Here is a 25853-nt window from a genome sequence, read left to right as displayed (position 1 = left end):
CAAGGTTAGCATCCTTAAGGTCAGCGCGCATAAGAGTCGCCCCCCCACACGGGGGCGTGGATCAGGCCGACGGCGGGGGCGGGATGTCGCCCCCCCACACGGGACGTGGATCGAAACTCTTCGCAAAGAGGGATGAAGGCATCGGGAAAGACGTCGCCCCCCACACGGGGGCGTGGATCGAAACATGGGTGCCGGGCTGACCGCAATCTTCGTGCTGAATCACCCCCTATAAGGCGCGTGGATCGCAACAATGCCGTGACGCCGCGCCTGATTCCGTCCGGTGGGTCGCCCCCAGCCCGACGGCAGGGAGCGAAGTGGGGGTATTCGGGCCGGGCGGGGGGTCGGCGGGCCTGCGGCTAGTTTCTCATATCCGCGACATCCTCGGGGGCGACGGGGGGGGCGGTGTTGGACCAGGCGGTGCGCAGGAAGGTGGCGAGGGCGGCGATCTCGGCGTCGTTCAGACGGTTGGCGAAGCCCGGCATGTCGAGCTGCATGGGGGCGAGCCGGGTGGAGGGGAGCGTTTCGCCGTGCAGGATGACGTTGAGCAGGCCGCCCGGCTGATCGGCCTGGACGATGGAATTGCCGTCGAGTTCGGGGAACATCAGGTCGCCGCCCTTGCCGTCGATCATGTGGCAGGCCGAGCAGTTGTCGAGATAGAGCCGCCCGCCGATGTCCAGCGCAGCGGGGTCGGCGGATGCCAGCAGCGCGGTCGTGCCGCCCGCCGCGGCCGCGTCCCAAAGGGCGACGGCGCGCGATCCGGTCAGCGCGGGTTCGTCTTCGGATCCGCCGCCGTTCGGGGCGATGGCGCGAAGATAGGCGACGATCGCGTCGATGTCGCTTTCGGGAAGGTATTGCAGCGAATGCTCGATCACGTTGGTCATCTCGCCCGCGGTGGCCGAGCTGACGTTGCGGCCCGTTTGCAGATACGCCTTCAGCGCGGCGGCGGACCAGCGCGCTGGCGCGCCGTCGGCCGCGCGCAGCGATGGGGCGGGCCAGCCGTTCAGTTCGCCGCCCGACAGGAAGGCCGGATCGGCGGCGGTATAGCCCTGCTGGACGTAGAAGACGCTGCGCGGGGTATGGCAGGCGCCGCAATGTTCGGGGCCTTCGACCAGATAGGCACCGCGCGCGAGGACGGGATCGTCGGGCGCGACGAAGCCCGGTTCGGGCAGGGACAGCCATTTCCAGGCGCGGATGCCGAAGCGCAGGTTGAAGGGAAACGTCATCTCGTTGTCGGGCGGGATGTGGCGGACCGGTTCCACCTCGTTCATGAAGTAGGCATAGATCGCCTCGACATCGCGTTCGGTCAGCTTGCGATAGTTGGTGTAGGGCATCGCCGGATAGAGATGCGCGCCATCGTCGCGGATGCCGTCCACCAGCGCGGCGCGGAAATCGGCCAGCGTATAGGTGCCGATGCCGGTTTCGGGGTCCGGCGTGATGTTGGTCGAATAGATCGTGCCCATCGGCGTCGGGAAGGCCCGCCCGCCCGCATAGCGTTCCCCGTCATCGGCGCTGTGGCAGGCGCCGCAATCGGCGGCGACGGCGGCAAGGCGCGGATAGGCGTCGGTCTCCACGTCGGGCAGCGCCATCGTGCCGTCGGCCAGCGCAAGCCGTTCGGGGGCGGTGCGGTCGAGCGGCCAGAACACGAACAAAGCCAGGGCGACCAGGCCGATGACGGCCAGCGCGGCCAGGATGCGAAGGAAGGTCTTCATGGTCCGGTTCCCTTACATCAGAGGCCGCGGATTCTTGAGATAGTCGGAGCGCAGCGCGTCGGCCATCCAGTAGGTCAGCGCGCCGACGGCGCCCGTCGGGTTGAACTGGATGTTCTGCGGAAAGGCCGATGCGCCCGACACGAACACGTTGTGCACGTCCCAGCTTTGCAGATAGCGGTTGACGGCGCTGGTGGCGGGGTCGTTGCCCATCGGCAGGCCGCCCACATTGTGCGTCGTCTGATAGGGGCGGATGTCGTAATGGCTGTCCGCGTCCTTGTAGGACGACTTGAAGCTGTCGGGCTGCATCGCCTTGGCCATCGCCTCGGTCTGCTTTTTCATGAACTGGGTCATGCGGATGTCGTTCTGTTTCCAGTCGAACGTCATCCGCAGAAGCGGGCGGCCGTAGGGGTCGCGGTAGGTCGGATCGAGGTCGAGATAGCAGTCGCGATAGGCCATGTTCGACCCGTGGCTGCTGACGCTGAGCGATTTGCCATACCAGTCGCCGATGGCCTTCTTCCAGCCCGCGCCCCAGTTCGGCGTGCCTTCGGGCAGCGACATCGAGCGGATCGGCTGGCCGTTGGTGTGGCCGACCGAGATATAGCTGCCGCCGATGAAGCCTTCCTTGGCGAAGTCGATCTGTTCGACCCCGTAATCGAGCACCGAATAGCCGTCGATGCCCGCCCCGACGAAGGGCTTGAACTCGGCATCCGCGAAATAGGCGCTGGTGCTGCCCATCATCTGATAGGCATAGTTGCGTCCCGTGACGCCTTCGCCGGTCCGGGGGTCATACGGTTTGCCGATACCAGACAGCAGCATCAGGTGGGTGCTATGCAGCGGGAAGGCGCAGATCAGCACCAGATCGGCGGGCTGGAACACTTCCTGCATGTCGTCGGTCACATAGGTCACGCCGGTCGCGGTCTTGCCGTCTGAAGCCAGTTCGACGCGCATCACGTCGGCGCCGGTGCGGACCTCGAAGTTCGGCTGCTGGTAAAGCGCGTCGAGCACGCAGGTCTGCGGCGTCGCCTTGGAATAATTGTAGCAGCCATACCATTCGCAGAACCCGCAATAGGTGCATGGGCCGAGCTGCATTCCGTATTCGTTTACATAGGCGCGCGACGCGTTGCCGCCCGGCCGCGGGAAGGGATGCAGGCCCATCGCCTCGGCGGTGTCGCGGAAGAAGCGGGCGGCGGCGCCTTCGGGCAGCGGCGGCAACGGATAGTCGGCGCTGCGCGGCGCTTCGAACGGGTTGCCGCCGGGCTGGATCGTGCCGTTGAGGTTGCCGGCGATCCCGGTGCACCCGATCAGCCGTTCCCAGCGGTCGAAATAGGGCTCCAGCTCGTCGTATTCGACACCCCAGTCCTGGATCTGCATCTTTTCGGGAATGACATCGGCGCCGAAGGTTTCGGTGACATAGCTTTTCAGCCGAAACTCGGCCACCTGCGGCCGCCAATTCTGGCCGTTCCAGTGCACGCCGGCCCCGCCGACGCCGTGCCCCGGCAGGAACGATCCCAGCTTGCGATAGGGCAGCGCGGTGTCGTCCAGACCGTGCCGCATCGTCAGGGTCGAATGGCGCGGGCGCTGCATCAATTCGAAGTGGTGGGCATGCGTCAGCTCGTCGGTATTGATCGGGTATTGCCAGTCGGGCACGGTGCGCCGCATCGGTCCGCGTTCCAGCGCGACGATGTCCAGCCCTTCCTTCGACAGTTCCATCGCCAGGATCGACCCGGTCCAGCCCAGCCCGACGATCACCACGTCCTTTTTCGGCATCTCGGTCGCCATCACGCACGCTCCCCGTTGATCGAGACTGGCCCCAGCGGATAGGGCACATTGTCCCTGTCGGGATGCGTCCAGCTGAGGAAGTTGGCGCGCGCGCCGGGAAAACCGATATAGCTCCACGCCGCCATGCCGTGATTGCCGCCGTGGCGGGGGTCGGACAGATAGCCCTGCTTGACGTTAAGCAGCAGGAAATCGGGGAAGTCGCGCAGTTCGGCCGGCAGGTCCACGTCGTTGTCCATCAGCGCGCCCACCGCCGCGAGGCGCGTGTCGGCGTCGAGATCGGTAAAGCCCGCGCCGTGGGTGCGGCCGCACCAGTCCTGAAAATGCGCCAGCCCGGCGCGATAGATCTCGGCCGGGGTCAGCGGCGACTGGAACCCCTTGAGTGGGCTTGCATCGGGGTCGTGCGGGCCTTCCATGTACCAGCGTTCGGCGCGGCCGTAATGGCCGACCATCTGGCGGTCGATGAAGACCGGCACGCGCGTCTCAAGTGCGCCGGGACCGTCGCCATCGGCGGGGATCAGCACGTCGCAAAGCGCGATCAACATCACCCATTCGGCGGGGGTGAAGAATTCTGGCGTAAGTTGGTCCAGCGGCAGCGGTTCGGGCGGGCCTTCCTGCTGCGCCGCGGCCCCGCCGGCGATGCCAGCGATGGCCGTGCCGCCCAGGGCCGCGCCCAGAAAGCCGCGCCGGTCCAGCAGGCCGAGCTTGGGCGAATCGGGATGCGGGCGCATGTCGGTCTTGGGGGGGGGTGGACATGGATGCAACTCCTCACAGGTCCGGTCGCCTGCCGCCTGTATGCGGCGGTTGCATCGGTAATCGGCCCGTCAGGTCTTTTGTTCCGCCGGATTTTCCGTGTTTGCGTTAACGTCGATCCGGGGCAGAAACCACGCCATCAGCCCGGCCAGCGGCAGCACCGAACACATGCGATAGACCGCCTCGACCCCGTAGGTGTCGGCCAGCGCGCCGAGGATCGCGGCGGCAATGCCCGCCAGCCCGAAATTGAGACCGTAGAAAAGCCCGCCGATCAGGCCGATCCGGTTGGGCAGCAGGTCGATTGCATAGATCAGGATCGACGCGAAGGCGCTGGCCATGATGAGGTTGATGAGAACCGTCAGAACCCCTGTCCAGAACAGATCGGCATAGGGCAGGATCAGCGTCAGCGGCAGCGGCCCCAGCACCGAGAACCAGATGATCCGGTAGCGCCCGATCCGGTCGCCCAGCATCCCCCCCGCCAGAACGCCGACCGCCGCGGCCAGCAGGAACACGAACAGCATCATCTGCGCAGACGGGATCGACAGGCCGAACCGTTCCATCAGGTAGAAGGTATAGAAGGACCGGAAACTTTCGCCGTAAAGGTTCTTGGAGAACATCAGCAGCGTCAGCACGACCAGCCCGGTCAGGATGGTCGGCGTCGCATAGGCAGGCTCGGCCCCCGCCTTGCGGTTGCGGGCGCGATTGGCGAAATATTCGGCGCTGATCTGGCGCTGGCGGCTGCCGATCCATGTCAGCAGCAGCATCGCCAGCAGGGCACTGACGGCGAACCAGGCCAGGCTGGGCTGCCCCCAGGGCACGATGACCAGCGCGGCGAAGACCGGCCCCAGCGCACCGCCCGCCTGCCCACCGACCTGGAAGATGCCCTGCGCCAGACCCTGCCGGCTGCCGGCGGCGTAGCGGGCCATGCGCGTCGCCTCGGGGTGGAAGATGGACGATCCGATACCGATCAGCGTGACCGAGACCAGGATCGCCGCATAGCTTCCGGCGAAGGCGAGGCTGACCAGCCCCGACAGCGTGAACATCATCCCCGCCACCGGCGAATAAGGCGCCGGATAGCGGTCGGTCAGCAGGCCCATCACGGGTTGCAGCAGCGATCCGGCGATCTGAAAGGTCAGCGTGATCATCCCGATCTGGACGAAATCCAGACCGTAGGTTTCCTTGAGGATCGGATAGGCCGCCGGGATCAGCGACTGCATCAGGTCGTTCAGCAGATGCGTCAGCCCCAGCAGGGACAGGACGGCCAGATAGGTGCCGGGGCGGGCTGCGATGGTCATGGACGATGTTCCGCGCGATTGCGTCCCGGTCTCCGGGCTTCATCGCGGCATCCTGCCCCGCGAAGGGACGGGGCGGCAAGCGTCACATCGTGCGGGGATCGTCGCGCGCCTCGCCGTCGGCCTTGTCCATCAGGGTGCCGATATGGCGCGCGAAGAACCACGTGGCGGGCACGCCCAGCACCGCGCCGCCCGCCACCGCCCAGACAGGCGGGATGACCGGCAGTCCGATGGCCTGTCCCATCAGCGACGCGAAGAACAGGTTGACCGCCATCGCCCCCGCCCCGAAGGGCCAGAGCATCATCGTCAGCCGCACATTCCGGCTCATGGCTTGCGGTTGACCAGCAGGTGCACGGCCAGCAGCGCGGCCAGAAAGGCGATGCTGGCGGCCAGAAACCACAATTCGGCGGTGGCATCGTGGACGCCCGGAACGGGGCGGTCATAGCCTTGGGCCAGCGCCGCACCGGGCAGCAGCGTCAGGATCGTCGCGGTCAGGTGTCGCATGTCATACCTCGGTCGTCAGGGTGCGATAGATGTCGGGCAGCGCACGGGTCAGGCGCGCGGGATAGGGCAGCAGGTGGAAGCCGCCGCGTCCGAAGATGCGGGCGAACCAGTCCTGCCCATCCTCGTCCACAATCACGGCATGCACGGTCTGGCCCGCGCGCCGCGCCTCGATTACCGCCATGCGGCTGTCCTCGATCCCGTGGCGGCCTTCGTAGTGGTCCAGATCGTTGGGCTTGCCGTCGGTCAGCACCAGCAGCAGCTTGCGCGCGGCGCCTTCCTCAGCCAGGCGCGCGCTGGCATGGCGGATCGCCGCGCCGAGGCGCGTGTAATGTCCGGGCTTCAGCGCGCCGATATTGTCCAGCACGCGCTGGTCCAGCGGGTCGTCGAAGCCCTTGCAGCGGGTGACGAACACCCGGTCTCGGCGCAGCGATGAGAAGCCCCAGATGCCCAGCCGGTCGCCCGCCGCGCCGATGCCGCCCACCAGCGCGCCCAGCGCGTCGCGCGCCACGTCGATGACGCAGGTTTCGCCGACCGCGGCTTCGGTCGAACGGGAGGTGTCGATCAGGAACGCCACCGACAGGTCGCGTTCGGTCTGGCGGGCGGATTTCCACACCCGGTCGCTGCCCTGCCCCGTCGCGGCCAGATCGGCCTGCGCCGCGATCAGCGCGTCGAGATCCAGTTCCGTCCCGTCGATCTGACGCGGTTGCAGGATCCGGCGGGGATGCAGCGCCTCGAACTGGCGGCGCACCTCGCGCGCGCGCCTGGGGTCGGGGGTGAAATGGGCGCCGGGATCCCGTCTCGCCTCGGCCTCCAGCACGCGGACATGCGCGTCCAGATAACTGCGACTGCGGTGATTCCATTCGGGATAGGTATGCGCGCCGGCCAGCCTTTCGTGATCGGCATCGGCCGGCGACAGGTCCAGATGCAGGCGCAGGCGGGTCGCGGCGCGCTTGTCGTTGCGCGTCAGGGTGATGTTGTCCTGATCCTCGGCCGCCTTCTTGGCGTTCTCGTCGTCGTCATCGTCCACGTTGCGGCTGATGTTGAGCGATTCCACCCAGCTGAGGATCGATTCGAAACGGTGGACGATCAGGCTGTCCTTGCGGTTGGCCTGCGCCAGATCGCGCCGCAGCCCCATCTTGCGGGTGGTGGTGGCGACGGCGTCGGGCGCTTCGGCCCCATCGGGATCGTCGCCCGCCGCAGCCCCCCGGCCGGGCCGCGCAAGGTGCAGCCAGATCGGCACGGGGGCGAAGGGCAGATGACCGCGCGCCGCGTCTTCGGGCGAAGCTTCGGGCGCTTCGCCGCGCAGCACGGCCCGCACCGCGCGTTCGGTCGCGGCCTCGGCGGGCGGCAGGACGACGCGGGGCCGGGCGGCCAGCGCCTGCGCCGCCATCGCCGCATGGGCGTCCCGCAGGCCGGGGCAGAGCGTCAGCGCGCGTTCGGTCAGGCGAGCATTGGCGGCGATCTGCACGGCATCGCTGTCGGCCTGCGGCAGGTCGTCATCCGTGCAGCAGGCCGCCAGCGCGGTCAGCCACAGATAGGCGGCGCGGTTTAGATCGCGGTCCGGAAAGCAGTCGAGCGTGGGCGGCAGCGCCAGCGCCTCGCCATCGAACGCGGCGCGAAAAAGCGTCTCGCGCCCGGTGCCCAGACGGCGGCGCATGGACCGGCGGTGCAGCGCGGGGCTGGCGACGGCCTCGCGCAACTCGACGCCCGGCGTGCCACCGAGCGCCCGGAACAGCACCGCAAGGCTGGGGCGCACGCTGTCCAGCGCGACCGCCGCCTCGGGCCACGAGGCCGACGCGCCGACGCCTTCGACAAGGTCGTGCCAGATGTGGCCGACCGTTTCCTCGGGGTCCAGCAGGTCGAGCGGGCGGAAGGCCATGGCGTCTATCCCCAGGTGGTCGCGACCAGATCGCGCAGGGCGGTGCGGACATCCGCGTCGTCGGTCAACGGTTCGATCACCGCCGCTTCCAACGCGTCGTCCAGACCCATGCCCCCGGCGATCAGCGTCGCGGCATAGATCAGCAGGCGGGTGGACACGCCTTCTTCCAGATCCATCCCCGACAGCGCGCGGATGCGGCCCGCAAGCCGGATCAGCGGCGCGGTGCGGGCCAGATCCAGCCCGCTTTCCTGCGCCACCACGGCCTGTTCGGTCGCGGGGTCGGGAAAGTCGAAGCTGGCCGACAGGAACCGCTGGCGGGTGGACGGCTTCATCCGCTTCAGCACGTTCTGATAGCCGGGGTTGTAGCTGGCCACCAGCATGAAGCCCGGCGGCGCCTTCAGTTCCTCGCCGGTGCGGTCGATCATCAGGGTGCGGCGGTCGTCGGTCAGCGGATGCAGCACCACGGCCACGTCCTTGCGCGCCTCGACCACCTCGTCGAGATAGCAGATGGCGCCCTCGCGCACGGCCCGCGTCAGCGGCCCGTCCACCCATTCCGTCGCCCCGCCCCGCAGCAGATAGCGCCCGATCAGATCGGCCGCCGACAGGTCGTCGTGGCAGGCCACGGTATAGAGCCTGCGGCCCAGCCGCGCGGCCATGTATTCGACGAAGCGGGTCTTGCCGCAGCCGGTCGGCCCCTTCAGAAGAAGGGGCAGACCGTTGGCATGGGCCATTTCGAACAGCGCGATCTCGTTTCCGGCGGGCCGGTAATGCGGGATCTGCCGCGTCTCGGGCTTCATGTCTGTCATCGCGTTCATGGTCATTCTCCGGGCAGCGGGTCGGACACGGTGGGCGCGGGGTTGGCGGGGCCGGCCTCGATCACCTCGTGCCGGCGGACGACGAAGATCGAGTAGATGAACAGCAGCGCACCCAGCACCACGAAGATGCCCGAGATCCAGCGCATCAGATAGAACAGCGCCAGTTCGTCCTGCACTTCCATATAATAGTAGCCCAGCACCCGCTGCATATGCGTCTGGATCGTGCCCGCGAAGGTCAGCGTGAAGGTCATGAACGCCATACCCCCCGTCATCATCCAGAAGCTCGCCATATTGAGCACCTGGTTATAGGGTTCGCGGTTGCGCAGGATCGGCATGGCATAGGTGATGATCGCCAGGTTGATCGCCACATAGGCACCATAGAAGGCCAGGTGCCCGTGCGCCGCGGTGATCTGCGTGCCATGGCTGTAGTAGTTCACGCCATGCATGTTGTGCAGCACGCCCCAGACCCCCGCGCCGAAGAAGGCGATGGTGGCCGAACCTAGCGACCACAGCAGCGCGGCCTTGTTGGGATGGTTGCGCCGGCCCTTCCAGACCATGACGAAGGCGAACGACATCATCAGGAAGAACGGGATGATTTCGAGCGCGCCGAAGATCGACCCGATCCATTGCCAGTAGCCGGGCGTGCCGATCCAGTAGAAGTGGTGCCCGGTACCGAGGATGCCGGTGAACAGCGCCGTGGCGACGATGACGTAGAGCCATTTCTCGACGATCTCGCGGTCCACGCCGGTCAGCTTGAGCAGGATGAACGCCAGGATCGACGCCATCACCAGTTCCCACGTGCCCTCGACCCACAGGTGGATGACGAACCACCAGTACATCTTGTCGAGGCTGAGGTTCGACGGATTGATCAGGGCGAAGATCCACAGCAGCGACAGCAGCCACAGACCCATCAGCAACACGCCGGTGATCGCCGTCTTGCGCCCGGCCAGGACGGTCATCGACACGTTGATCAGGAAGATCACCGCCGCGATCAGGATGCCGAACCGCACCCAGAGCGGTTGTTCCAGAAACTCGCGCCCGCCGTGGATCTTGAAGCCGTAGCCGATGACGGCGCCCAGCGTGCCGACGATCAGGATCGCCAGTTGCAGATAGGCCAGCTTGCTCGACCAGATCTCGCGCTCGCTTTCCTCGGGGACGAGAAAATAGGTCGCCCCGAAGAAGCCCAGCAGCAGCCAGACGACCAAAGCGTTGGTATGCACCATGCGGATGATGTGGAAGGGGAACACCTCGGCCAGGAAGTTCGGCTGGACGTAGATCCAGCCGATGGTCAGCCCGCCCAGCACCTGGATGGCGAACAGGCCCATCGCGCAGATGAAATAGGCATAGGCGACTTTTTGGGATTGATATCTCATGCTCTTTTCTCCTCAGCCCGCCTCGTTCGGGGGCCAGTCCTGCCGTCTGGTCTGGTTGGCGAAGCGCAGGAATTCGGCCAGCCCGCGCTTGTCCTCTTCGGTCAGGTCGAAATGCGGCATCTGGCGGCGGCCCTCGATTCCCGACGGCTGCGCCTCGATCCAGCCGTCCATCATCAGGAACGCGCCTTCGGGGTCGTCCTGCACGCCCCAGCGGGTCATCACGTTGCCCAGTTCGGGGGCGAAATACGCGCCTTCGCCGTGCAGCGTGTGGCAGTTGATGCAACTGTTGCGTTCCCAGACATGCTTGCCATGCAGGACCGCATCGGTCAGCGGCATTCCGGCGGTCGATGTCTGGGTGATGTAGCGGTGCGAATGGACCGTCAGCGCGATGAAGATCACCACGAAGAAGATCGAACCGCCGTAGAAGATGTTGCGCGCCCGCGATTTCGTCAGGATTTCGGCCATCCGCAAGCCTCCTTTCCGGTTACTGTCGGTCCCGGTTAGACTGCCCTTTGGCGGATGAGTTTGCGAAACATCAAAGAACGGCGCGAACGAACCGGCGATTCTGGCCTTCCGATTGCCGGAGGCCCATCCATGTCAGCACCCCCTCTGGACGATCCCGACCTGCCGCTGGCCGAGATGATGACGCATTGGCCGCAGACGGTGCCGGTGTTCCTGTCGCACCGGATGCTGTGCGTCGGATGCCTGATCAATCCGTTCCACACGATCGTGGACGCCTGCCGCGAATACGATCTGGACGAGATCGCGTTCGTCGAGGAGCTGAAGGCGGCGGTCAGCGGCGGCCGATAGCCTCGGCCACCAGGACAAGGCGGTGGGGGTCGCGCACGGTGACGTGCTTGCGCCGGCTTTCGACGATCCCGTCCTTTTCCCACGCGCTGAGCATCCGGCTGACCGTGTGCAGCGTGGTGCCCGTCATCTCGGACAGATCCTGCCGCGTGACCGGAAAGCCGATCTCGATCCCCTCGGGGGTCTTGCGTCCGGTCTGGTTGACCAGCCGCAGGACGGCATGGGCGACGCGCTGTTCGACCTGCTGGGTCGCCATCGCGACTGTGTTGTCGTTCATTTCGCCCATGCGGCGCCCGATGGTCGCATAGGTTTCGGTCGCGAACCCGTCATGGCGTTCGGCGAAGACCGGCCAAAGCCGCATCGGCCAATGCAGCGCCAGCGATTCCGATGCCGCCACCGCGGTGGCGGGATAGGTCGTGCGGCCCAGCGCTTTGGCGAACCCGAAAAGCTGGCCGGGGCCGAAATGCAGCAGCGTCACATGCTCGCCCTCGGCGGTGACGCGCACGACGCGGATATAGCCGTCGAGCAGCAGGAAGAACCGGTCGGCCTCCTGCCCCTCGTGAAAGACTGTCTCGCCGACATCCAGCCGCTGCGTGCCCGCCAGATCGAGGATCTCGCGGATCTCGGACCGCTTCAGACGACTGAAGGGCGGCAGGCGGTTGACGAGGCTTTCGTCGAGTCTGGACACCTTGGTTTCCTTCCTGGGGCGGCATCGGCCGCATATCCGTCCCGACCGCGCGGCGATCCGCCAACAGTTTGTTCCGGCACAAAGTCATGCTGATCGTCCATCCCTAGATCCGGGTCAACGGTATTCACAGGGAAAGGAAACCGGATGTCCCTCAAGATAGGCGCAGTATTGGCCCTGGCCATGGCCCTGACGGGAACCGCCGCGTTGGCCGAGACGGTCGAGGTGAAGATGCTGAACAAGGGCGAGAAGGGCGCGATGGTGTTCGAACCCGATTTCGTTCGCGTCCAGCCCGGCGATACCGTCAAGTTCGTGGCGACCGACAAGGGTCACAACGCGGAATCCATCCTCGACATGATCCCCGACGGCGCCGACACCTTCAAGGGCAAGATCAACGAGGAGATCGAGGTCACTCTGGACCAGCCGGGCCTCTATGGCGTCAAGTGCCTGCCGCATTACGCGATGGGCATGGTGATGACCGTGGCCGTGGGCGACGACGTGACCATCCCCGACGATTACATGGAAGGGCGCATGCCGGCCAAGGCCAAGGAACGCTTCGCCGAACAGCTCGAACAGCTCGACAGCCTTTGATCCATCCCGCGGGCCATGGCTTGCCTGCGGTCCGCCTCACACTCTGATCCCGAGGAGGACAGAAAAGTGACCAAGTTCATCAACCCCGGACTCGCCTCCACCAGCCGCCGCAACGTGCTGCGCGGATCGCTTCTGGCCGGTGCCGCCGCGGTGACGGGCGGGATCGCCCATCAGGCCGCGGCCACGCCGCACCGCATGGCGGCCCCCCGCATGCGTCTGCCCGAAGCGCATTTCGTCCAGGCCGAAAAGCAGGCGCAAAGCAGCGCCAAGCCGGTCGATCTGTCGGGCTACGAACGCGTCAAGCAAGAACTTGTGGCCCCGCCCTATGCGCCCAAGCACGATCAGGTGGCCCAGGGCGGCCCCAAGATCGTCGAGATCGAGATGGACACGACCGAACGCCTGATGGTGGTGGACGAGGATACCGGCGCCAGCATCTGGGCGCTGACCTATAACGGTTCGGTCCCCGGCCCGCTGATCATCGTGCACGAAGGCGATTACGTCGAACTGACGATGCGCAACCCGCACGATTCGCAGATGGAGCACAACATCGACTTCCACGCCTCGACGGGCGCGCTGGGCGGCGGCGGTCTGACCCACATCTATCCGGGCGAAAAGGTCGTGCTCCGCTGGAAGGCGACGAAGGCCGGGTGCTTTACCTATCACTGCGCGCCGGGCGGCGCGATGATCCCCTATCACGTCTGCCACGGCATGAACGGCGCCATCATGGTGCTGCCGCGCGACGGACTGAAGGACAAGGACGGCAACCCGCTGAAATACGACAAGATCGCGTATATGGGCGAGCAGGATTACTATCTGCCCATCGACGAGGACGGCAACTTCAAGCAATACGCCATCGCCGGCGAGGATTATCCCGACAGCATCGCCGCGATGGCGACGCTGACGCCGACGCACCAGGTCTTCAACGGCGCGGTGGGCGCGCTGACCGGGCCGGGCGCGCTGAAGTTCAACGTGGGTGAAACGGTGCTGATGGTGCACAATTCGTGCAACGTCGACTCGCGGCCGCACCTGATCGGCGGACATGGCGACTATGTGTGGGAAACGTCCTTCGACGTGGCGCCGCTGACCTCGATGGAAACGTGGTTCGTCCGGGGCGGCAGCGCCGCGGCCGCGATGTACACGTTCGAGCAGCCGGGCGTTTACGCCTACGTGAACCACAACCTCATCATCGCCGCGATCAAGGGCGCGACAGCCCACTTCGTCGTCGAAGGCGAATGGAACAACGCCCTGATGGAACAGGTCACGGCCCCCGAAAGCTTCGAGGCGTGACACCTGCTTGAGGTAACGACCATGACGATCCTCGCCGCCGCGAATGCCCCGAAACTGGCCGTGATGGCCGTTGCCGGGCTGGCGGCGGCGGGGGTGATCGTCGGGGCCGTGTCGCTGACGCGCGGCCCCGACCGCGACCTTTCCGTCCTGCCGCGGACGGTCGCAGCCCGTCTGCCCGACCCGGACGGCGGCGAACGCAGGCTATGGGTCCAGCGCGACGAGGTGACGGTCGCGGAATGGAACAGGTGTTTCGATGACGGCGGATGCGGCTTCCCGCTGCCGGTACGGCCCCGGACCAACCCTGCGGCGATGCCTGCGACGGGCCTCAGCTATCCCGATACGGTGCAGTATGCCGAATGGATCAGCCGGCGGTCTGGCCATCCCTTCCGCCTGCCCGACCTTGCCGAATGGCAGACCCTTGCCGCCGATGTCCTGCCCGAAGAACCCGATCCGATCTTCAGAGATCCCAGCCTGACCTGGGCGTCGTCCTACCTGGTGGCCGAGCGGAAAAGCCGCGCCCTACGGCCGACCGGCGGCTGGTCCACGTCACCGGCCGGCATCCGCGATCTGGACGGATCGGTGTGGGAATGGACGCGCGACTGCTATGCCGGCAGCCAAGGCGCCATCGACCCCGACCGCTGCCCGGCCTTCTGGGTCGCGGGCGAACATGCCGCCGCGATGCCGTTCCTGGAAAGCGACCCCGCGCGCGGCGGCTGCGCCGTCGGAGCGCCCCCGGCCCATCTGGGCATGCGGCTGGTCAGCGACCGCGAACCGCCCCGCGCCGGATCCTGACGGCGCCTTACGCGGGAATTGCCCGCAGCAGCGATACCTTCGACAAACACGATACCAGTTCTTCGGCTTCCTCGCGCGTCGCCGTCAGGCAGGCGGCCGTCGATGCCGCATCGGCCAGCGCGGCCGACGGGGCGGCGACCGTAATCTCGCGCCACGGCGATGCTGCCGGATGGCCCGTGCGCGGGTCGAGGATGTGGCTCGCCGCGCCGTCCGCATCGAACGTCGTGCCGAGCGGCGCGGAGGTTGCCAGTGCCCCGTCGCGCAGGGTCGTCCTGTCGCCATTGCCAAAGCCCACGGGCCACGCCCCGCCGTCCGGATGCCCCCCCAGCGCGGTCATCTCGCCCGTATCGACCAGCACATCCGTCAACCCTTCGGCCTTCAGCATCGCGGCGATGCGGTCGGCGATATAACCCTGCGCGATTCCGTTCAGCGTCAGCGCCATGCCCGGCCGCATCGTCACGGCATCGGGGCCGAACACGACATCGTCCCAGCCGCCCCTTCGCCGCAGCGACCGCACGGACGCGGTATCGGGCGCGCCCTGCCCCGCCCTGTCCGCCCAGGCCGACCAAAGCGGTTGGACCGTCGGATCGAAGCGGCCCCCGCTGGCAAGATGCACGGCCGCTGCCAGCGACAGGCATTCCAACAGCTCGAAAGGCGGGGCCGACAAGCTGCCCGAGCGGTTCAGAAGGCACAGCGCGCTTTGGGGGCGGAACAGGCTGAACACGTCCTCGAGTCTTGATATTTCGGCCCCGGCGCGGTGCGTGATCGCGGCGGCGTCGGGATGGTCCAACCGGATCGTGGCGCGCGCGCCCAGCGCCACGCCTTGCCAAATATGGACGGACGACGCGCGTGCCGCGGCGGGCAGCGCAAGTGCGGCTGCGGTCACGATCAGGAATCGGCGGCGGCTTGGCATGGCATCCCTTTCAGTTCCGGCGCGACAGGGCGCGCAGGCGTTGCTCGAATTCCGTATCCTCGGTGTCCGGTTCGATGGCGACCGGAGCCAGCACGGCATCGTCGGGGATGGCGTCCTGCGTCACGACCCGCCCGCCATGCGTATCGGCGAAGGACCGGGCAGCGGCTGCGTCCGAGAAGGGCACGATTTCCGGCGCGCCCATGCCGCCGACCGCGTCGCTGCCAAGGACATAGACGGCGTCCCCGGCGGCAATCCAGTTGTCGATGCCGGGCACGGCCCAGGTCGCGCCGTCGGCCCCCATGTCGTTCACCCAGATCGCCAGGATCTCGTGCGTTTGTTCGGGCATTCGCGCATAGGCCAGCGCGTCGCGCACCTGGCTGAAGAACAGCGGTGCGCCGGGCAGCCCGCCCAGATGCACCTGCGCCTTGGGCCCTTCGTGTTCCATCAGGTTCATCTGGCAGAAATGCCCGATCGCCGCCGGGGTCAACGCCAAAGGCGTTACGTCCTGCGCCGCATCTTCCTTGCACCCCGCAAGCGCCAGCAGCGCCAGTATGGCGACCGCGCCCTTCATGGCACCACCCGCCGGAACGCCAGCGATGCGAGGCCCAGCGCCGCCAACGGCCAGATCGACACCGAGGCCAGCGATTGCCACAGCGGCACGCTGGACGCGGCGCCGCCGATGCCCGCCGAAGCGGCCGTCGCCTGAGACGCGGCAAGGTTGAACAGCCGGAACGCATCGGCCGGGTTGGCCAGCAGCGCGAAGGGGAACACATCGGTGGTGAATCGGCCGCCATCGTCGGCCACCACCGCCGCCAGCAGCCCCAGATCGTAAAGCACGACCAGCCCCAGCCAAAGCCCGATGGCCAGTCCCGCCGCGCCGGACGGCCTGCGTGCCAGGGACGACAGCGCATATCCGATGCCGAGGAACGTGGCTCCCAGCAATGCCGATGTCCATGTCAGCCGCCAGAGCGCAGGCAGCCCGGCGGCGGCCCCGCTGTCGAGGGCCACTGCAACGCCGGCCGCCGCGCCGTAACCCGCGACAAGCGCCAGGGTCAGGATCGCCAGATGCGCCAGCAGCTTGCCGGCCAGCAACTCCCACCGGGCGACGGGGTAGGTCAGAAGCAGCGGCAGCGTGCCGCGCTCGACCTCGCCGGCGATGGCGTCGAAGGACATCAAAAGCGCCACCAGCGGCACCAGATAGACCGATAGCGACGTCAGCGACGCGACCGTGACCGACAGCCGGTCCGCGCCCAGCGCTCCTGTCGGGGCCGACCCCGCCGCCGATAGCACCAGCGAAAAGACGACCATCAGCAGCACCGCTATCGCCACCCAGCGGTTGCGCCGCGCGATCCGAATTTCGGTCGCCGCCGTGGCGAGGATACGCCCGGTCATTGTCCGTCCCTCCGGCTGAAGTGACTATAGATGTCCTCGAGGCTGGGCGGAATCACATCCAGATCGGCAATGCGATCCTCCATCGCGGATATGCGCGCCAGCATCGGCAGCTTGTCTTCCTGCGAACAGGACAGGCGCAGCTGATCGCCAACGCGGATCGCGCCGCCCAGGTCGGATGCCAACTCGGCGACATGGCCGTTGCGCGGCGTCACTTGCAGGGCGGTGGGCAACGCGGCCGCGCGGCGCAGTTCCGCCAGACTGCCTTCAGCCACCAGCCGCCCGCCCGACAGGATCAGCAGCCGGTCGGTGCGCGCCTCGACTTCCGTCAGGGCGTGGCTGGACATCAGGATCGCCGCACCGTCGGCGGCGAGCGTGTCCAGCAGTTCGTAGAAATCGCGCCGCGAAACGGGATCGAGCCCGCTGGTCGGTTCGTCCAGAACCAGCAGACGCGGATGGCCGATCAACGCCTGCGCCAGACCGACCCGCTGCCGCATCCCCCTTGGAATAGGTGCCGATCCGCCGGTGCGCGGCATCCGCCAGACCGACCCGGCCCAGAAGCCCTGCCGCTTCGGATGATGGCAATCCGCGCAGGCGCAGGTATTGGCGCAGCTGTTCCAGACCCGTCAGCGCGGGATGAAAGGCCGCATTTTCGGGCAGATAGGCCACTTGTCGCCGTGCGGCCGTCCCGCCCGGCACACCGCCGCACACGGAAACGCGTCCTTCGTCCCAGGGAACAAGGCCGAGGACGATCTTCATCAGCGTCGATTTGCCCGCGCCGTTATGGCCCAGCAACGCCACCCGCTCGCCTGGCATCACGTTCAGCGACACGTCCGACAGGGCGCGCGTCCCGTCGAAGGTCTTAGTGAGATGCGAGATCGTCAATGTCGAAGTCATCGGGGTGTCTTTCTGCGCGACGGGCCAGCGCTTTGGCTTCCATCGCCTGATATTTCTGCGGAACCGGCCTGTCGGGGGCGGTCATCAGGGGGGCGCTGTCGATGACGCCGCCGGGCAGGGTGGCGGGGAAGCTGGATTGCGCCCAGCGGATCAACTGGACGGCGGGGCTTCCCGTCAGCAGCGAGGCGGCGGGCTGCGACCACAGGATATGGTCCATCAAGTCATTGGGACGAAACGAACTATCGGCGATTCCGTCGCCGTTCAGATCGAAGGCGGGGTGGTCGGACCAGTGGTTGCCGCGGCCCTCGTGGCTCCATTCCACATCCTTGGTGCCGACATACTTCACCTGCTCGCGGTTGCCAACAAAGGCGTTTCCGGTCAGCACGTTACGCTCGGACCCGGCGGTGAAGTGGATGCCGATGCCGCAGCCCTGGAACGTGTTGTCGAAGATAAGATTCTTGTGCGAATTGTATATGAACGTGCATTTGTTCGTGCCGCCCCGGACCAGGTTGCCGGACACGTCGGCATTGTTGGCATAGTTCAGCATGATGCCGTGATCGGCATCCCCGAGGCTGAGGTTGTCCGTCACGTCCACCCGGTTCGAGAACATGATCGCATAGCCGAGGTGATTGCCGACCGACACGTTGCCTGCCACCAGCGAATTGTTGGTATACATGAAATGCACCGCGAAGCGCAGGTCGCGGAAGGTGTTGTTCACATACGTACCGCCGCGCGAGGCGTTCGAGAAGATGCCGTCGCGGCCCCAGCGCACGTCGTTGCCGTCCAGCACCGTGCCGGGCGAGTTCCAGACATAAAGCCCGTTGCCGCGGTCGTTCATGCGCGGATCGCGCGTGCCTTCGATGACATTGCCGCGCACTTGCGCGTCGCGGCCGCCATGCACGTCCACGCCGTGCAGATTGCCCAGCAACCTGTTGCCTTCGACCAAAGCCCGGTCGGCGCCCTCGAGGATCTTCACCCCGGCATCGAGATCCTCGCCATTCATGCCGGACCCGGTGACGGTCACGCCGCGCAGGGTCACGTCGGGCGCGTCGATGGTGATCGTCGTGCCCTGCCCCATGCCGTCGATGATCGCGTCCTGGGGGCCGGTGACGGTCAGCGGGCGGTCGATGACGATGGCGCCCTCGAACCGGCCGCTTTCCAGCGTCAGCACATCGCCGGGATCCGCCCCGGCGATGGCATTTGCCAGCGTGCCCGCCCCTGGCGCCACGCGCATGTCGTCCGCCCCGCAAGGCAAGGCGGCGACAAGACACAGCGTCAGGATCGGGACAAGGCGCATGGCGTCAGGCCGATTTCGGTTCGACGAACATGCGCCCGCGCATTTCCATGTGCAGGGCATGGCAGAACCACTGGCAATAATACCAGTAGACGCCGGGCTGGGCGGCGATGAACGTGACCGACGCCGTCTGCTGCGGCGAGATTTCCATGGCGACACCATGGTTGTTCATGGTGAAACCGTGAGTCAGGTCGTCGATATCGTCCATGTTGGTGACGATGACCGTCACCTCGTCGCCCTGCTGCACGGTGAACGAGTCGAGAGAGAATTGCGGCGCCTCGCTGCTCATGTAGACACGCACCTTGTTGCCGTCGCGGATCACCGTATCCTGCCAGTCGTCCAGATCGACGCCGTCCGCCTCGGCCTGCCTGCGGGTTTCGGCCCACATGGGATCGTTGCGGTCCCAGACCGATTTCGGGTTCACCTTGCTGGGATCGACGATGATGGAATCATGCGGTTCGGCAAAGGTCGGGCCGTCGTGGATCAGCGTCAGCTTGTCGCCGTCGATGGCGAAAAGCTGTTCGTTCTCGGGCTTGAGCGGACCGACATTCAGGAAGCGGTCCTTCGAGAACTTGTTCATCGTCAGGTAATACTTGCCGCTGGCTTCCAGCGTCTCGCCCATCACGGTCGAGTTGTGGCCGGGCTGGTAATGCACGTCCTGCTTGGTAATGATCGGATCGACATCCTCGCCGTTATAGAGGCGGATCGCCTTTTCGATGTTCCACTTCACCACCTGACTGTCGAGGAACAGCGTGGTGAACGCGTTTCCCTGCCCGTCGTAACAGGTGTGAAGCGGCCCGAGGCCCAGTTCCGGTTCGGCCACCACGACGCTGCGCGGATCGACATCGCTTTCGAACAACGCATCGAGCTTGCGAACGTCGATGACCGACACGGTCGGCGACAGCTTACCCGCCACGCACAGGTGGATGCGGTCGGGCGCCATGTTGATGCCGTGCGGGTTGTTGGGGATGGGGACATAGCGGGTATAGTTCTTGTTCTGCCCCTTGCGGCCGTCCAGAACCTTGACGCCGTTCAATTCCTGGTAATCGCCGGCCTCGATCCCCTTCTCGATCTCGGCGATGTTGAAGACGACGACATGATCCATGTCGGCCTCGGTCATCCCGGCAAGGTCCATGCCCATTTCCGAGTTGTAGGAGGTCGAGAAGGCGTATTTGCCGTCATAGTCGCAGTCGGTATTGTCGAGGTTGCCCGTCACCATCACCTGCCAGGCGATCGTCATCTCGTCGGCGTTGATGGCGGTGTAGAAGTTCACATACTTGTCGGGTTCGTCGAGGATCTGGCCGTCATTGACCATCGGCACCTCGTCCTCGCCGTTGCAGAACACATAGTTGGTGCGCGGCCATTTCTGCGGACGCAGGCCATGGATGCCCTTGGCGTTCGGGATCTCGATGATCTTGTCGCATTTCATCACGTCGCAGCGCACCCGCGCGACGCGTGTGTTGGCCTTGTCGTTCATGAACAGATAGCGGCCGTCATAGGTGCCTTCGGTGAAGGACATGTGCGGGTGGTGAAGGTCGCCGTTGCGCGGAAATTCCAGACCGTTGGCTGCCAGATAGGCCTTGGTCTTGTCGGTCAGCCCTTCGGTCAGGATGCGCTTGGATTCGTTGGTGATGCCCCAGCCGGTCGCGGAATCGATGTTGAAGACCGGGATCCGCATCAGTTCGCGCATCGACGGGATGCCGAGGATGCGCATCTCGCCGCACTGGCCCGACGACCAGAAGCCGTAATATTCGTCCAGTTGCCCTGGCCCCACCTCGGCGCCGGCGGCGGCGCGCGCGCTGGTGGTGCCCGCGACGGTCGCAGCGCCGATGGCGGCTCCTCCGGTCAGCATGGCGCGCGATCCGAACGCGCCGGCCAGCGCCGCGCCCCCGGCGGTGGCGCCCAGCAGGTTGCGGCGGGTGATCGGCAGTTTCTTGCCTTCAGACATGGGATGTCCCTTCGAGTTGCGGTTTGCGTGTGGTGTTGGGATGCCCCGCGACGCTGCGCCCAAGGTCGGGCACGGTGCCGATCTTTTCGCGGCGACGCAGCTTCTTGATGACCACGGGGCAGGTCGTTTCCGAGCGATAGAGCACCTGGCAATGCAGGCAGTCGATGCATTCGTTGGGGTTGATCTCGCCCGTCGGGTGGATCGACTGGACGGGGCACTGGATGGCGCAGGTCTGGCAGGGGTTGCCGCATTCGCGGTAGCGCTTCAGCCAGTCGAACATCCGCATCCGCGCCGGGATCGCCAGCGCCGCGCCCAGCGGGCAGAGATACCGGCAGAAGAACCGTTCCACGAACAGCCCCGCGATCAGCAGCGCCGCGGCATAGGCGACGAAGGGCCAGGCGCGCACGAAGTTGAGGATGATCGCGGTCTTGAAGGGTTCGACCTCGGCCAGACGTTCGGCCTGTTCGACGCTGGCCAGCGAGACGCCGAACAAACCGAGGAAGATCATGTATTTGATCGGCCACAGCCGTTCGTGCAGCCCCCAGGGTAGCGTCCATTGCGGGATGTGCAGCGCCCGGCCGATCCGGTTGAGCAGTTCCTGCAACGCGCCGAAGGGGCAAAGCCAGCCGCAATAGGCCCCCCGCCCCCAGAAGATCAGCGCGGCGGCCACCGCGAACCACAGGATGAACACCAGCGGATCCAGCAAGAACGCCTGCCAGCTGAACCCCGTGACCAGCGAATTGGCCAGCGCGATCAGGTTGACGACCGAAAGCTGCGCGTTGGCGTACCAGCCCAGATAGACCAGCGTGACGGTCAGGAACGCCATGCGAAACCAGAAGAACGCGCGTTCGTGGCGGGTGGCCGCGCCCTGAAAGAAGAACACCGCCGTCAGCAGCGCCAGCATCCCGCCGAGGATCGCGATATCGACGGTGCGCGCTTCCCAGATGCGCTGCCACAGCGCCTGATGCGCGTCGGTTTCGGATTGTGTCGCCAGCGCGGTCGCGGCGGCGGGCGGTTCGGCTGGCGCGGCGACGGGGCTCAGATAGTGCTGCGGCAGCTCGTAGCCCAGATCGAAGGTGGTGAAGACCCGCTCGATCGCGCCGACATCGCGCTGCACCAGAAGCTGGATGCGGAAGGGTTGCGCGGGATCGAAGCCGCTGTCGGCGGGGATCCTGAAGATGTCCGCCTCGTTGAAGACCGGCGCGCCGTCGGCGGCGACGGTGTTGATGCGGCGGTGCATGCGGTCGCGGAAGCGCACCGACAGATCGTTCTGCACCAGAACGATGCGGTCGAAGATGCCGCCGCGCACATAGCCGGACCCCTTGAAGGAATAAAGCCCGCGACCGAAGACCGCGATGGCGTGATCGCCCTCGTCCAGCCAGGCAGCCAGGTTTTCCGCCTCGGCCTCGCCCAGCAGGGCGCGGGCGATCGCGGGGTGCGAGACCAGCGCCGTCTGCATCTCGATGAACGTCGTCTCGGGTGGATCGGTCAGCGCGCGGGCGGAGGCGCGCGGGTCGTCCATTGCGGCGAAGGCGGCGTTGACCTGCCCCACATCCAGCGACAGCCGGCGCAGCGTGCCGTCGCCTTCCAGCGCCATCCAGTCGTCCGCGGCCTTTGCTTTGGGGTCGAGCGTGAATCGAGGGCCGGTCGGCGCGGCTTCGGGAGCAAGTCCGCCCAGACCCAGTTCGCGCGCGACCTTCAGCCCGGCACGCACGATGGAATCGTCGATCACCATGATCGTCACTGTCGCGCCCGAGATGATGTCGAGTTCGTGCGCCGTGCCGCCCGACACCGCCTCGGCCACCAGATCGAGGCCCCGGTATCCCGCCACCACCGCCCGCATCCTCGCATCGGGAATGCCGATCAGGATGATCGGTTCGGAATGCTTTACAAGCTGAGCGCCGATGACCTGCGCATCGCCGTCGATGGCCACCATCGTGTGAATGGGCTTGCCCGAATAGCCGGTGGTGGACACGAAATCCGATGTGACGAACGCCCATCCGACCGTCTCGCCGCCCGCCAGGACCGGGGCCACCGGCATGTCGTCGCGGACAGGGCCGAAGGCGTCGGCCCCTTCGACCAGAGCGCCGGCCTCGATGTCGGGCAGCAGGTTAGACAGGACCGACTGCGCGGCGGCGGGCAGCGCGCCGAGCAGCGCGAGGGCAAGGACAAGGACAAGACGCAGGCCGGTCATGGCCGCGTCATACCCCCGCGCCGCTTGCGCAGTTTGCGCGAACGCAAACACGGTGCAGAACGGCGGCTGAACGGGCCGATGGCGCGCGGCGCGGCAGATCGACCTTGACGCAGCGCCCCTGCGTCGTAATCCGGGTCGAAACACGCGAAAGGCGACGGCGATGATGCGGCTATCGTTGATCCTTGGCGCGGCGCTGGCCGCAACGCCGCTGTTGGCGGATGCGACCGGCCCCTACAGCCATGTCACGGCGGATCGTCTGGCCGATCTTGCATGGTCCGAAGGGCCGCTGACGCTGACCCTGACGGGGCGGCTGTCGAATGTCGTGCTGGTCTTCGACGACGGCGTATCGACCTATGCGCGCTATGGCGACAATGGCGGATCCCCCAGCCTGCTGAACCTGGATGCGGATTATGCCGCCAGCTCGGCGCTGACGCTGGGCTTCGTCTATGAGGCGAACTATGCCTATAACGGCAGCGGGATCGCGAACCAGCGCGAGAGGTTCCTATCCCCCGGCGGCGTCGATCACCGCAAGCTGGAACTGACGCTGACGCATGACCGGCTGGGCACGCTGTCGCTGGGGCAGGGGTCGCTGGCAGGGGACGGCGTGTTCGAAAGCGACCTGTCGGGCACCGCCAATGCGGGCTATTCCGCCATCGGCGACCATGGCGGCGGGTTTTACCTGCGCGATGCCGCGACCGGCGATCTGTCGCCGCTGACCATCGGCACAGCGATGCCGTCGCTGGACGGGGGCCGCGCCGTCAGGGCGCGCTACGACACGCCGACCTTCGGGAGCGGCTTCACCTTGTCCGTCTCGCAATCGACGGAAACGACGCTGGCACCGTCCGACGATGTGCCGTCCTCGACCCAGGTGGCGCTCAGCTATCTTTCGCCCGAGGGAACGGCGCCGTTCGGCAATCCGGCCATCCGGCAGGTGCAGGCGTCGTTCGGCTATCTGTCCTTCGACACGCCCCGCGACCGAAACGTGATCGGCGGATCGGTGTCGGTCCTGACGGTCGGCGGCTGGAACGCCACCGTCGCCGGCGGCGTCCGCGACGAGGACGACCGGACGGATGCCGGCTATGTCTATGGCAAGGCGGGCTGGCGCGGCGATGTTTTCGAACTGGGAGAAACGGCGCTTTCGACGGACCTTTATGTGGGGTTCGACACGGCCGAGGGCATCGACCGGTCCTATGCGCTGGGATTGCAGGCCGCACAGCAGATCGACGGCAGCGCGGTCGAGGTTTTCGCCGCTATCCGTCACTACTGGACCGAGGGGCCGCGCGATCTGCGGGATGCGACGATGGGGCTGGGGGGCTTTCTGATCCGGTTCTGACCTGCCCCGGCCGCGTCAGGACGAACAACGCCGCCCCGGCCAGGCACACGGCCTGCACCGCCAGCGCCATCGGCGGCACGGAAGCGGCCAGCGCCAGCAGGAACGCCGCCCCCATCATCGTCACGGCAACCGCCTTGTAGCGGCGGGCGATCGCGCCGCTGTGCTGCCAGTCGGCGATGGCCGGGCCGAAGGTGCGGCTGCGCAGCAGGCGGTCGTGCAGCGCGGGCGCGCCCCGCGCAAAGCAGAACGCCGCCAGAATCGCGAAGGGCGTCGTCGGCAGAAGCGGCAGAACGACGCCGACCGCCCCCAGCGCCAGCGCGACGATGCCCGCGATGCGCCAGGCAAGGCGGATAGCGGGGCGGGATCGCGGGTGGGGATCGATCACGGAGCTTCCTGAGCCTCAGTCGCCGAGAACCGAATTAAGACTGTGCCGGTCGTTCGCTTCGGGAACAAGCGGCGGCTGGCTGTCCAGATCCACCCGCACCGACGTCGCCGCCCCGACCACCGACAGCGTCACCATGCGCATCTTCGGTTTCCATTTGCGGCGCAGCGTGAAGACGTGGACGCCCGCACGCTGCGTCGGCTGGGCGGCCACCAGATATTCGGCAGCGTCGTCGGCCACAATGCGCACCATCGGCAGGCGCGGAGCAGGGCCGTGATAGGTCAGTGTTCCGAACAGGCGTGTCGGATCGACCCCGACGATGCGGATCACGTCCGGCGTCACCCGATCCTCGAACGCGCGCAGATCGGCCCCAAGCTGCGCGATGCCGGCCTTCACCGGCGCGATGAACGGCAGGGCGGCATCGTTGACAAGATCGAAATGCGCCGTTTCCTCGAACTTGCTTTCGCGGCGCTTCTGATCCTGCGCACGGTTGACCCGCGCCATGCGAATCTTGCGGCCCCATTCCTCGCGCGATTTCGTATAGTAATGGTGAATCACCGCCTCGCCCGCGTCGGGCGTCAACATGCGGATCGGCATCTTCGGGTCGAACTTGTAAGGTTTAAGCGCCGAGGTCAGATAGACGCCGTCCAGCGCATTCGAAATATGCGTTCGGAAATTGTAGGTGTGAGCCGGGTTGAACAGCGTCTTGACGGTAGTATCGGGCTGCGGCGCGGTCTTGCGGAACCGCTCGATCACCAGACCGGGTTCCATCCGCTCCGCGCCGTCGGATCCGAACATCTGCCACGGGAAGGCGATGGCGGCGACCTCGCCATGCTTCGCCTCGGCACGGGCGATCAGGCCCTGGATGCCGGCGGTGTCGTGGACGAATAGGAATTCGTCCAGATCGACCACCAGGACGTAATCGTGCCTGTAGGCGTGGTTTTCCAGAAAATGGTTATAGGCGTCGCGCTGCGGCGGGATCTTTTCGCGCCGGGGAAAGAAGATGCGGCGGATATGACCCAAGGCATCCAGCGCGGCCAACATCTCGGACGTGCCGTCGTCGCTGACGTTGTCGTAGATATAGATGTCGGCAAAACCCGCCAGACGGTAAAAGGCCAGCCATTCCAGCAGATACGGCTTTTCGTTGCGGCAGATGGCGCAGATCGCCAGTCGTTTCATGGGGCGAGAATCCGTTGCGCGGTGTCGGCGCGTTCTAGCGGCTTTCAGGATGCCTGCAACA

General features: G+C 66.3%; 24 protein-coding genes and 1 pseudogene. 5 read left to right on the top strand and 20 right to left on the bottom strand.

Annotated features, from left to right (window positions below):
- Positions 1-356 precede the first annotated feature (356 nt).
- From OCGS_RS05445 to OCGS_RS05400, 10 genes are all read right to left on the bottom strand, one after another.
- Positions 357-1709 (bottom strand): cytochrome c, encoded by a 1353-nt coding sequence (locus OCGS_RS05445; protein WP_007426232.1) that lies wholly within the window; start codon positions 1707-1709, stop codon positions 357-359.
- Between the two features lie 12 nt (positions 1710-1721).
- A complete protein-coding gene (locus OCGS_RS05440; protein ID WP_007426231.1) occupies positions 1722-3488 on the bottom strand; it encodes a GMC family oxidoreductase in 1767 nt (588 codons plus the stop codon).
- Positions 3488-4216 carry a gluconate 2-dehydrogenase subunit 3 family protein gene (locus OCGS_RS05435; protein WP_007426230.1) on the bottom strand — a complete coding sequence of 243 codons (729 nt, stop codon included), beginning with the start codon at positions 4214-4216 and terminating at the stop codon, positions 3488-3490. Before OCGS_RS05435 ends, OCGS_RS05440 begins: the two co-directional genes overlap by 1 nt.
- A gap of 93 nt (positions 4217-4309) precedes the next feature.
- Complete coding sequence (locus OCGS_RS05430) at positions 4310-5533, bottom strand: MFS transporter (protein WP_007426229.1); 1224 nt, start codon at positions 5531-5533, stop codon at positions 4310-4312.
- 82 nt (positions 5534-5615) lie between these two features.
- Positions 5616-5858 carry a hypothetical protein gene (locus tag OCGS_RS05425; protein ID WP_040610592.1) on the bottom strand — a complete coding sequence of 81 codons (243 nt, stop codon included), beginning with the start codon at positions 5856-5858 and terminating at the stop codon, positions 5616-5618.
- Positions 5855-6034, bottom strand: coding sequence for a hypothetical protein (locus OCGS_RS05420; RefSeq protein WP_007426227.1), 180 nt, complete (start codon positions 6032-6034; stop codon positions 5855-5857). The genes OCGS_RS05425 and OCGS_RS05420 overlap by 4 nt, the downstream gene beginning before the upstream one ends.
- A 1-nt stretch (position 6035) precedes the next feature.
- Positions 6036-7913 carry a nitric oxide reductase activation protein NorD gene (locus OCGS_RS05415; protein WP_007426226.1) on the bottom strand — a complete coding sequence of 626 codons (1878 nt, stop codon included), beginning with the start codon at positions 7911-7913 and terminating at the stop codon, positions 6036-6038.
- Between the two features lie 5 nt (positions 7914-7918).
- The gene (locus OCGS_RS05410) at positions 7919-8728 is read right to left on the bottom strand and encodes a CbbQ/NirQ/NorQ/GpvN family protein (protein ID WP_040610601.1); all 810 of its coding nucleotides are present in this window, start codon (positions 8726-8728) and stop codon (positions 7919-7921) included.
- A gap of 2 nt (positions 8729-8730) precedes the next feature.
- Positions 8731-10101: a cbb3-type cytochrome c oxidase subunit I gene (locus OCGS_RS05405; protein WP_007426224.1), complete on the bottom strand. Its 1371-nt coding sequence runs from the start codon at positions 10099-10101 to the stop codon at positions 8731-8733.
- Between the two features lie 12 nt (positions 10102-10113).
- Positions 10114-10566, bottom strand: a complete 453-nt coding sequence (locus OCGS_RS05400; protein ID WP_007426223.1) for a c-type cytochrome — start codon at positions 10564-10566, stop codon at positions 10114-10116.
- 129 nt (positions 10567-10695) lie between these two features.
- On the opposite strand from OCGS_RS05400, the gene OCGS_RS05395 reads away from it, so the two are divergent.
- A complete protein-coding gene (locus OCGS_RS05395; protein WP_007426222.1) occupies positions 10696-10911 on the top strand; it encodes a DUF1858 domain-containing protein in 216 nt (71 codons plus the stop codon).
- Here OCGS_RS05395 and OCGS_RS05390 read toward each other — a convergent pair.
- The gene (locus OCGS_RS05390; RefSeq protein ID WP_007426221.1) at positions 10895-11596 is read right to left on the bottom strand and encodes a Crp/Fnr family transcriptional regulator; all 702 of its coding nucleotides are present in this window, start codon (positions 11594-11596) and stop codon (positions 10895-10897) included. The two genes, OCGS_RS05395 and OCGS_RS05390, sit on opposite strands and share 17 nt — an antisense overlap.
- 144 nt (positions 11597-11740) lie before the next feature.
- Between OCGS_RS05390 and OCGS_RS05385 the strand changes: the two genes are divergently transcribed.
- The 3 genes from OCGS_RS05385 (at position 11741) to OCGS_RS05375 (ending at position 14263) form a co-directional block, all read left to right on the top strand.
- A complete protein-coding gene (locus tag OCGS_RS05385) occupies positions 11741-12184 on the top strand; it encodes a pseudoazurin (protein WP_040610590.1) in 444 nt (147 codons plus the stop codon).
- Positions 12185-12250: 66 nt separating this feature from the next.
- Positions 12251-13471, top strand: coding sequence for a copper-containing nitrite reductase (gene nirK / locus OCGS_RS05380; RefSeq protein WP_007426219.1), 1221 nt, complete (start codon positions 12251-12253; stop codon positions 13469-13471).
- A gap of 21 nt (positions 13472-13492) precedes the next feature.
- On the top strand, positions 13493-14263 hold the full coding sequence (locus OCGS_RS05375) for a formylglycine-generating enzyme family protein (RefSeq protein WP_007426218.1): 771 nt from the start codon (positions 13493-13495) through the stop codon (positions 14261-14263).
- Positions 14264-14270: 7 nt separating this feature from the next.
- On the opposite strand, the gene OCGS_RS05370 is transcribed toward OCGS_RS05375, so the two are convergent.
- The 7 genes and pseudogenes from OCGS_RS05370 to OCGS_RS05340 form a co-directional block, all read right to left on the bottom strand.
- Positions 14271-15176 carry an FAD:protein FMN transferase gene (locus OCGS_RS05370; RefSeq protein WP_007426217.1) on the bottom strand — a complete coding sequence of 302 codons (906 nt, stop codon included), beginning with the start codon at positions 15174-15176 and terminating at the stop codon, positions 14271-14273.
- A gap of 10 nt (positions 15177-15186) precedes the next feature.
- The gene (locus tag OCGS_RS05365) at positions 15187-15747 is read right to left on the bottom strand and encodes a nitrous oxide reductase accessory protein NosL (RefSeq protein ID WP_007426216.1); all 561 of its coding nucleotides are present in this window, start codon (positions 15745-15747) and stop codon (positions 15187-15189) included.
- The gene (locus OCGS_RS05360) at positions 15744-16568 is read right to left on the bottom strand and encodes an ABC transporter permease (protein WP_007426215.1); all 825 of its coding nucleotides are present in this window, start codon (positions 16566-16568) and stop codon (positions 15744-15746) included. The genes OCGS_RS05365 and OCGS_RS05360 overlap by 4 nt, the downstream gene beginning before the upstream one ends.
- Positions 16565-17462: pseudogene (locus OCGS_RS05355) on the bottom strand (ABC transporter ATP-binding protein). Before OCGS_RS05355 ends, OCGS_RS05360 begins: the two are co-directional and overlap by 4 nt.
- On the bottom strand, positions 17428-18759 hold the full coding sequence (locus tag OCGS_RS05350; protein ID WP_007426213.1) for a nitrous oxide reductase family maturation protein NosD: 1332 nt from the start codon (positions 18757-18759) through the stop codon (positions 17428-17430). Before OCGS_RS05350 ends, OCGS_RS05355 begins: the two are co-directional and overlap by 35 nt.
- A gap of 4 nt (positions 18760-18763) precedes the next feature.
- The gene (nosZ, locus tag OCGS_RS05345; RefSeq protein WP_007426212.1) at positions 18764-20704 is read right to left on the bottom strand and encodes a TAT-dependent nitrous-oxide reductase; all 1941 of its coding nucleotides are present in this window, start codon (positions 20702-20704) and stop codon (positions 18764-18766) included.
- The gene (locus OCGS_RS05340; protein WP_007426211.1) at positions 20697-22898 is read right to left on the bottom strand and encodes a NosR/NirI family protein; all 2202 of its coding nucleotides are present in this window, start codon (positions 22896-22898) and stop codon (positions 20697-20699) included. The genes nosZ and OCGS_RS05340 overlap by 8 nt, the downstream gene beginning before the upstream one ends.
- 160 nt (positions 22899-23058) lie before the next feature.
- Here OCGS_RS05340 and OCGS_RS14505 point away from each other — a divergent pair, with 160 nt between their 5' ends.
- Positions 23059-24231 (top strand): hypothetical protein, encoded by a 1173-nt coding sequence (locus OCGS_RS14505; protein ID WP_007426210.1) that lies wholly within the window; start codon positions 23059-23061, stop codon positions 24229-24231.
- Here OCGS_RS14505 and OCGS_RS05330 read toward each other — a convergent pair.
- On the bottom strand, positions 24149-24616 hold the full coding sequence (locus OCGS_RS05330; protein WP_338009670.1) for a YbaN family protein: 468 nt from the start codon (positions 24614-24616) through the stop codon (positions 24149-24151). The two genes, OCGS_RS14505 and OCGS_RS05330, sit on opposite strands and share 83 nt — an antisense overlap.
- 15 nt (positions 24617-24631) lie before the next feature.
- Positions 24632-25792 carry a glycosyltransferase family 2 protein gene (locus tag OCGS_RS05325; protein WP_007426209.1) on the bottom strand — a complete coding sequence of 387 codons (1161 nt, stop codon included), beginning with the start codon at positions 25790-25792 and terminating at the stop codon, positions 24632-24634.
- Positions 25793-25853 lie beyond the last annotated feature (61 nt).

This window comes from Oceaniovalibus guishaninsula JLT2003 (assembly GCF_000299575.1).
In the GTDB taxonomy this organism is placed as follows: domain Bacteria; phylum Pseudomonadota; class Alphaproteobacteria; order Rhodobacterales; family Rhodobacteraceae; genus Palleronia; species Palleronia guishaninsula.
This window is presented reverse-complemented; position numbering and strand designations above follow the sequence as displayed.